This is a genomic window from Deinococcus arboris (genome assembly GCF_009755355.1).
GTDB lineage: Bacteria > Deinococcota > Deinococci > Deinococcales > Deinococcaceae > Deinococcus > Deinococcus betulae.
Map to the genome: position 1 here is coordinate 1 of NZ_WQLB01000069.1, position 4,641 is coordinate 4,641.

The following is a 4,641-nucleotide window of genomic DNA, read 5'->3' on the forward strand; positions in this document are numbered from 1 at the left end:
TGGCTCTCCCCAAGATCGGAGAGGCACTGGCCGACAGCATCCTCACGGCCTTACAGGCGAAGTAAGCGCCCCAATTCATAGACAGGAGGTGATCAGCCGTGGCGCTGACCCAGGACCAGCAGGACGAACTTGAAGAGTTGGTTGGCCCTGCGGCCTGGGCTTACCACCAGGCGCTGCCGGCAGACCAGCGGGTGAATGTGGAGCGTGCCTTTCGTGTCCGGCAGAGCATTGCGCTCGTGGCTGCTGCGGTGCTGGAAGCGGCGTGCACAGCCGCGCAGCGGGCGGGCGCGACAGTCGCGGCGGCTGTGAAGGGGGTGAAGATTGGCAAGGTCGAGGTGCAACTGGCGGCCACCCAGAGCGGGGGGGCGCAGTCCGGTGATGCGGACGCCTGGTGCGCGCTGGCCGCTGACCTGCGGGCCCAGGTTCAGGCTGACCGGCGCGAGGCTCAACAGCAGCAGGGCAGCATGAGCCTGGATGTGGAGGTGAGCTTTTGATCACCACTACTCAGTTACAGGGGTACACGCGGCCCATCCTAGATCAGGTGTTTCCTGCCCTGGGCCAGACCCTGCGCGTGTTCAAGACCCAGGCCGCCACACCCACCCCTGGTCAGCAGCCCCCACCTGACCTTGACGAGCGCGGCGAACCCATCACGCTGCCGGCCCCTGACCCCACCCCCAGCACGCCCGGCGCCGGCTTACCTATCGGCGAGTACCCGTGCATCGCCTACCAGCTCGATGCCAAGGACAAGGCCGATCTGGGCGCTGACATGGCGGTGCCGCTCTGGGAAGTCGTGGCCCACTGGTCCGCGCCGCTGCATGACCCTGGCCTGCTGTTCGAGGTGTTCGGCGGTGAGCTGCCCAAACCGCTGCTGCTGTCTCCACTGGGCGACATCGTGGATGAAGGCACGCAGCGGCTGTGCTGGACGTTCACCGCGCGCGCACTAGAAGGGCGGTCAGCATGAACGCTCAGCTGCGGTTTCACCCTGACGTGGAAGAGCGACTAAGGCGGCATCTTCAGCCCGCCCTGGAAGTCATCGCCGACACCACGCTGGTTTTTCTCCGCGAGAAGTTGAACCAAGTGGGGAGCGGCGTCCATCACCCTGGCCTGCCCAACCCCAGCAGCAACCCTGGCGAGTACCCGGCTAAGCAGGGCGGCGCGTTGCTGGCCTGCTTAGGGAAAGAGCAGGCCGCTGGTGGCTGGGTCGTTGGTGCTCTGAACAGTGTGGCGCCGGTCCCACCCGAAACCTGGGCGCTGGAGTTTCCAGAGCCGCCGAACAGCTCGATCAGTCGCGCGACCGGGTACGGTGCCCGGCCCTGGCTCTCCAAAGCGGCCAGTGACACGGAACTGGTGCAGCGCATCCGCTCTGCTTTGGCCGCCTTGCAGTAAAAATCCACGCTCTGGAGGTGCTTTCTCTGACCATCGACCAACTCTTGGACAGCTTGGGGGTGCGCCTGGCCCGTGACGATACCGGCGCGGTGGCCAGTCACCTGGTGCCCAACCCTCTGCCTGAACCGGGCACCATCTACGCGGTGACCAGTGAGACCGAAGGCGTCCCAGTGCAGGGCCACGGGTTCCAGCAGCGGCAACGCCTGGTGCTCGTGATGCTCTACGGCGCCCCGCCCACGGCGGCTGGGAAGCGGCAACTCGACCTCCTGCTGGCCCATCTGAAAGCCCGTGCGGGCGAGGTGGACCGGCATCCGACTCTTCGCCTGCGGCAAGGCGGCGCCTCACCGGCCGACACCATGCCCACTCGATTCGATAGAGATACGCGCACCCACTACGCCGGGCAGCGCTTCGCCCTCACCTACGTCCACGCGACGTAAAGGAGGCCATCATGGCCAGCACCGCCAATCTGCCCACTGCCGTCCCAGCCGATAAGACCCCTAACGTCTACAGCGGCACGAAGGCCAAGGCGTTTATTTTCCTGGGCACGGACGTCATCGTGCCCAACGTGACCGTGACCAACACCCTCGCTGTGTCGAGTGGTGCCACCACCATGACGCTGAGTACCCCCACCAACACCCTGATTCCCAGTGGCACGCTCCTGACCTTTGGCACTACGCAGGTGACAACCTCGGCTGCGGCCACGGTGACCAATGCCGGGGTGTCGGTGAGCATCGGCGCTGCACCGGCGGCCATTGCTCAGGGCATCACGGCGACGTACAGCAACCTGCTGGAAATTCCGGCTGCCGAGGAAATCACGCCCACGCCAAACGACATGGAGGAGAGCATCAACGTTCATGGCCGCACCACGCCGATTCGCGTGATGAACGGCAAGGACCTGACAGCCAACATTCGCACGCTGGCCGGCATTGACGACCCCGTGGTCAAGCGCCTGGTCGCTAAAGGCTGGGCCCTGAGCCCGAACAACCGGGAGAAGATCATCTGGCTGTATGATGACGGCTTTGCCCTGCTCGCCACGGTGAACATTGGGGCCCCCAAGCCCCAGGCGGCGCCGATGGGCAGCCAGCGCTACCAGTTCACCGCGAACCTGGCCGGCACCCTGGCCTGGAGCGATACGACCGCCGCGTCGCCCACCTGGAACGTCGTCAACACCTAAACCTGACCTTGGGAGGTGAGTCATGCAAATACCACTGATCGTCCTGGGAGAGCGTGGCCGCCTCCCACAGCTGAGCCTGCTGGGTTGTACGTTGCATCCCGACCGGATTGAAGCGCAGGGCTACATCCTCCATGCGCCCCTGAAGCGCGGGAAGACGCTGGCCCGCATGCAGAAGGCGGCGCACGGGTGGGGGTGCCGCGTGGTGCCCTGCAAGCCCGCGCGCCCCGCCTGATGCCGCCGGAAGGGCAGGCAGGGGCTGTGAGCATTCATGCTGGGCTGACCTTGCCCATTACACGAGGCGGCATCTGATGGACCAACACGAGAAACATACTTTGCGGTACCTAGAGGCTGGCTCAAGACCTGGGGAGGGATTGCTTCGGCAGGTGTGGGTGGTCAAAAACGTTTCGGCAGTGCGGAGAAGTACGCATTGTATAGATGCAGCTGAATATAGAAGATAGTATGGCTACGGAATGAAAGTATTTTTCGTAATTATTTTGGGTGCAGCTTGTATTGCCATGCTTCTGATCCTCTTAAGGATCACAAAAAGAGCGCTCTCCTCTCGTAATTGGCATTCGTAGTTGGTACTTTGGTTGATGCTCATATATTGGAAAAATATGAAGATGTGAACGATAAGCCGACTAAGTCTTATGAGGTTGTAATGACATGGAACTATATAGTGGGTGGATTTGAATATAGAAGCGATAATTCGGTATTTAGTCATACTATCACCTATAGTCATCTCGAAGCTGAGAATCACTTCAAGAAATATGCTGTAGGCCAAAGTGTAAAAGTATATTTTGATCCGCTCGATCCAAGACAATCCACTCTTGATCCCGGAATTAAAAATGTCCCTTGGGGCGGCTGGATACTTTTCTTAGTCTATGTCATTGGTGTAACACTGGCATTTTATTTTGATACGCCTGACCAATGAGTAGTTTGATCAGAGATGATCGGTCCAAGATCTAAAGTGCATGTGTGTGTAAAGTCCCCTTATTAGGCGCTTCTGCCCGACCATAACCACAGCTTGCAGCTGTCCCTAGTGGGCGGTTTTCCATTTCCCAGAGGTTCTATGGACAGAGCACAGCGTCATGAACAGCGCACGGCCGCACCCGAAGCGGCGTTAGGCGAACCGAATGCAGAATTTTCCGAACTGTACGGCGCCGTCCTAGTGCCCTACTTGGCCCCGAGTTGGCGCGAGATGTCCCTGGTCCGCGCCCTACATGAGCTGGACCTGGGCGACCAGGCCGCCGTCATTTACTCGCTGGTGCAGCGCCGGCTGCCGACGCTGAGCTTTGAGCAGTTCTGCGAGCTGACCGGACCGGACGGTTTCACCGACTGGTGGCAGGCCAACCGCCCGCCCCGAGACGCGGAGAGTGGTGATAGCCGCCCCCCTTCGACTGGGCGGGGGCGCTCGGCACCCTCGCCCTGGTCAGTCCTGCTGTCCGGTGGTACGACGCGCCCCTCGATCAAGTCCAGTCCGCCTTAAGGGCACACGCGGAAGGCGAACAGCGCCAGTGGCAGCGGCAAGTGTGGGCCGGTGCACTGGCCTGGGGTGCAGAAGCGCCGAAAGACTTGCATCAACGCATCCTGCCCGATTTCACCGACCGGACCCGGCCCGCCAGTCCAGCAGCGCTGCCGTATCCCGTGCCTGCTGGCGTGGCGGCTGGGCTTGCTGAAGCGATGCAACTAGGTCTGCTGCAAGGGCCGGTGTGGACGCAGTGGGCAGCGGCCAGAGATGGGCGGCCCCTGCTGAAGATCTGGGAAGGTCTACATGCTGCTCTGCTACCGAGCGAGCAGCAATATTCACGTCCCTGAGACCGCAAGTGTCACAAACCACTGACAGAATTTTCTTCATCTGACACGCGTAGCGGCGGCTGACAGGAATCAGTAAGAGTTTTGTTATTGAAACAAATTTAACTTTAACTTAGTCACATCAGCGGGTCATTTTTCTCTTACTTTGACCAGATTCGCCGACACCGACGCGCATTTTTTCGCTCACAGTGCCGGTCGATGGTGGTACACCCATTGTCGGAAACTTCATATTCACTTCATACAGTAGAGTTCACTCGCTCGCGATTTCG

General features: G+C 60.8%; 8 protein-coding genes. All 8 read left to right on the forward strand.

Features of this window, described 5'->3' with window-relative positions; translation table 11 throughout:
- Nucleotides 1-98: 98 nt before the first annotated feature.
- The 8 genes from GO986_RS22265 to GO986_RS22300 all read left to right on the forward strand — a co-directional run bounded on the left by GO986_RS22265 (nt 99) and on the right by GO986_RS22300 (nt 4,046).
- The gene (locus GO986_RS22265; protein ID WP_157461721.1) at nt 99-494 is read left to right on the forward strand and encodes a hypothetical protein; all 396 of its coding nucleotides are present in this window, start codon (nt 99-101) and stop codon (nt 492-494) included.
- The gene (locus tag GO986_RS22270) at nt 491-961 is read left to right on the forward strand and encodes a hypothetical protein (RefSeq protein WP_157461722.1); all 471 of its coding nucleotides are present in this window, start codon (nt 491-493) and stop codon (nt 959-961) included. Before GO986_RS22265 ends, GO986_RS22270 begins: the two co-directional genes overlap by 4 nt.
- A complete protein-coding gene (locus GO986_RS22275; RefSeq protein ID WP_157461723.1) occupies nt 958-1,386 on the forward strand; it encodes a hypothetical protein in 429 nt (142 codons plus the stop codon). Before GO986_RS22270 ends, GO986_RS22275 begins: the two co-directional genes overlap by 4 nt.
- A 17-nt stretch (nt 1,387-1,403) precedes the next feature.
- Nucleotides 1,404-1,823, forward strand: coding sequence for a hypothetical protein (locus GO986_RS22280; RefSeq protein WP_369409546.1), 420 nt, complete (start codon nt 1,404-1,406; stop codon nt 1,821-1,823).
- 11 nt (nt 1,824-1,834) lie between these two features.
- On the forward strand, nt 1,835-2,560 hold the full coding sequence (locus GO986_RS22285; RefSeq protein ID WP_157461724.1) for a hypothetical protein: 726 nt from the start codon (nt 1,835-1,837) through the stop codon (nt 2,558-2,560).
- 22 nt (nt 2,561-2,582) lie between these two features.
- A complete protein-coding gene (locus tag GO986_RS22290; protein WP_157461725.1) occupies nt 2,583-2,792 on the forward strand; it encodes a hypothetical protein in 210 nt (69 codons plus the stop codon).
- 333 nt (nt 2,793-3,125) lie between these two features.
- On the forward strand, nt 3,126-3,491 hold the full coding sequence (locus tag GO986_RS22295; RefSeq protein ID WP_157461726.1) for a DUF3592 domain-containing protein: 366 nt from the start codon (nt 3,126-3,128) through the stop codon (nt 3,489-3,491).
- Between the two features lie 138 nt (nt 3,492-3,629).
- Nucleotides 3,630-4,046, forward strand: a complete 417-nt coding sequence (locus GO986_RS22300; protein ID WP_157461727.1) for a hypothetical protein — start codon at nt 3,630-3,632, stop codon at nt 4,044-4,046.
- Nucleotides 4,047-4,641: the final 595 nt, after the last annotated feature.

Bases quoted from the DNA above. Each gene is read 5' to 3' on its own strand.
- GO986_RS22275 (WP_157461723.1), top strand. From the start codon at position 958: ATGAACGCTCAGCTGCGGTTTCACCCTGACGTGGAAGAGCGACTAAGG.
- GO986_RS22285 (WP_157461724.1), top strand. From the start codon at position 1,835: ATGGCCAGCACCGCCAATCTGCCCACTGCCGTCCCAGCCGATAAGACC.
- GO986_RS22300 (WP_157461727.1), top strand. From the start codon at position 3,630: ATGGACAGAGCACAGCGTCATGAACAGCGCACGGCCGCACCCGAAGCG.
- GO986_RS22290 (WP_157461725.1), top strand. From the start codon at position 2,583: ATGCAAATACCACTGATCGTCCTGGGAGAGCGTGGCCGCCTCCCACAG.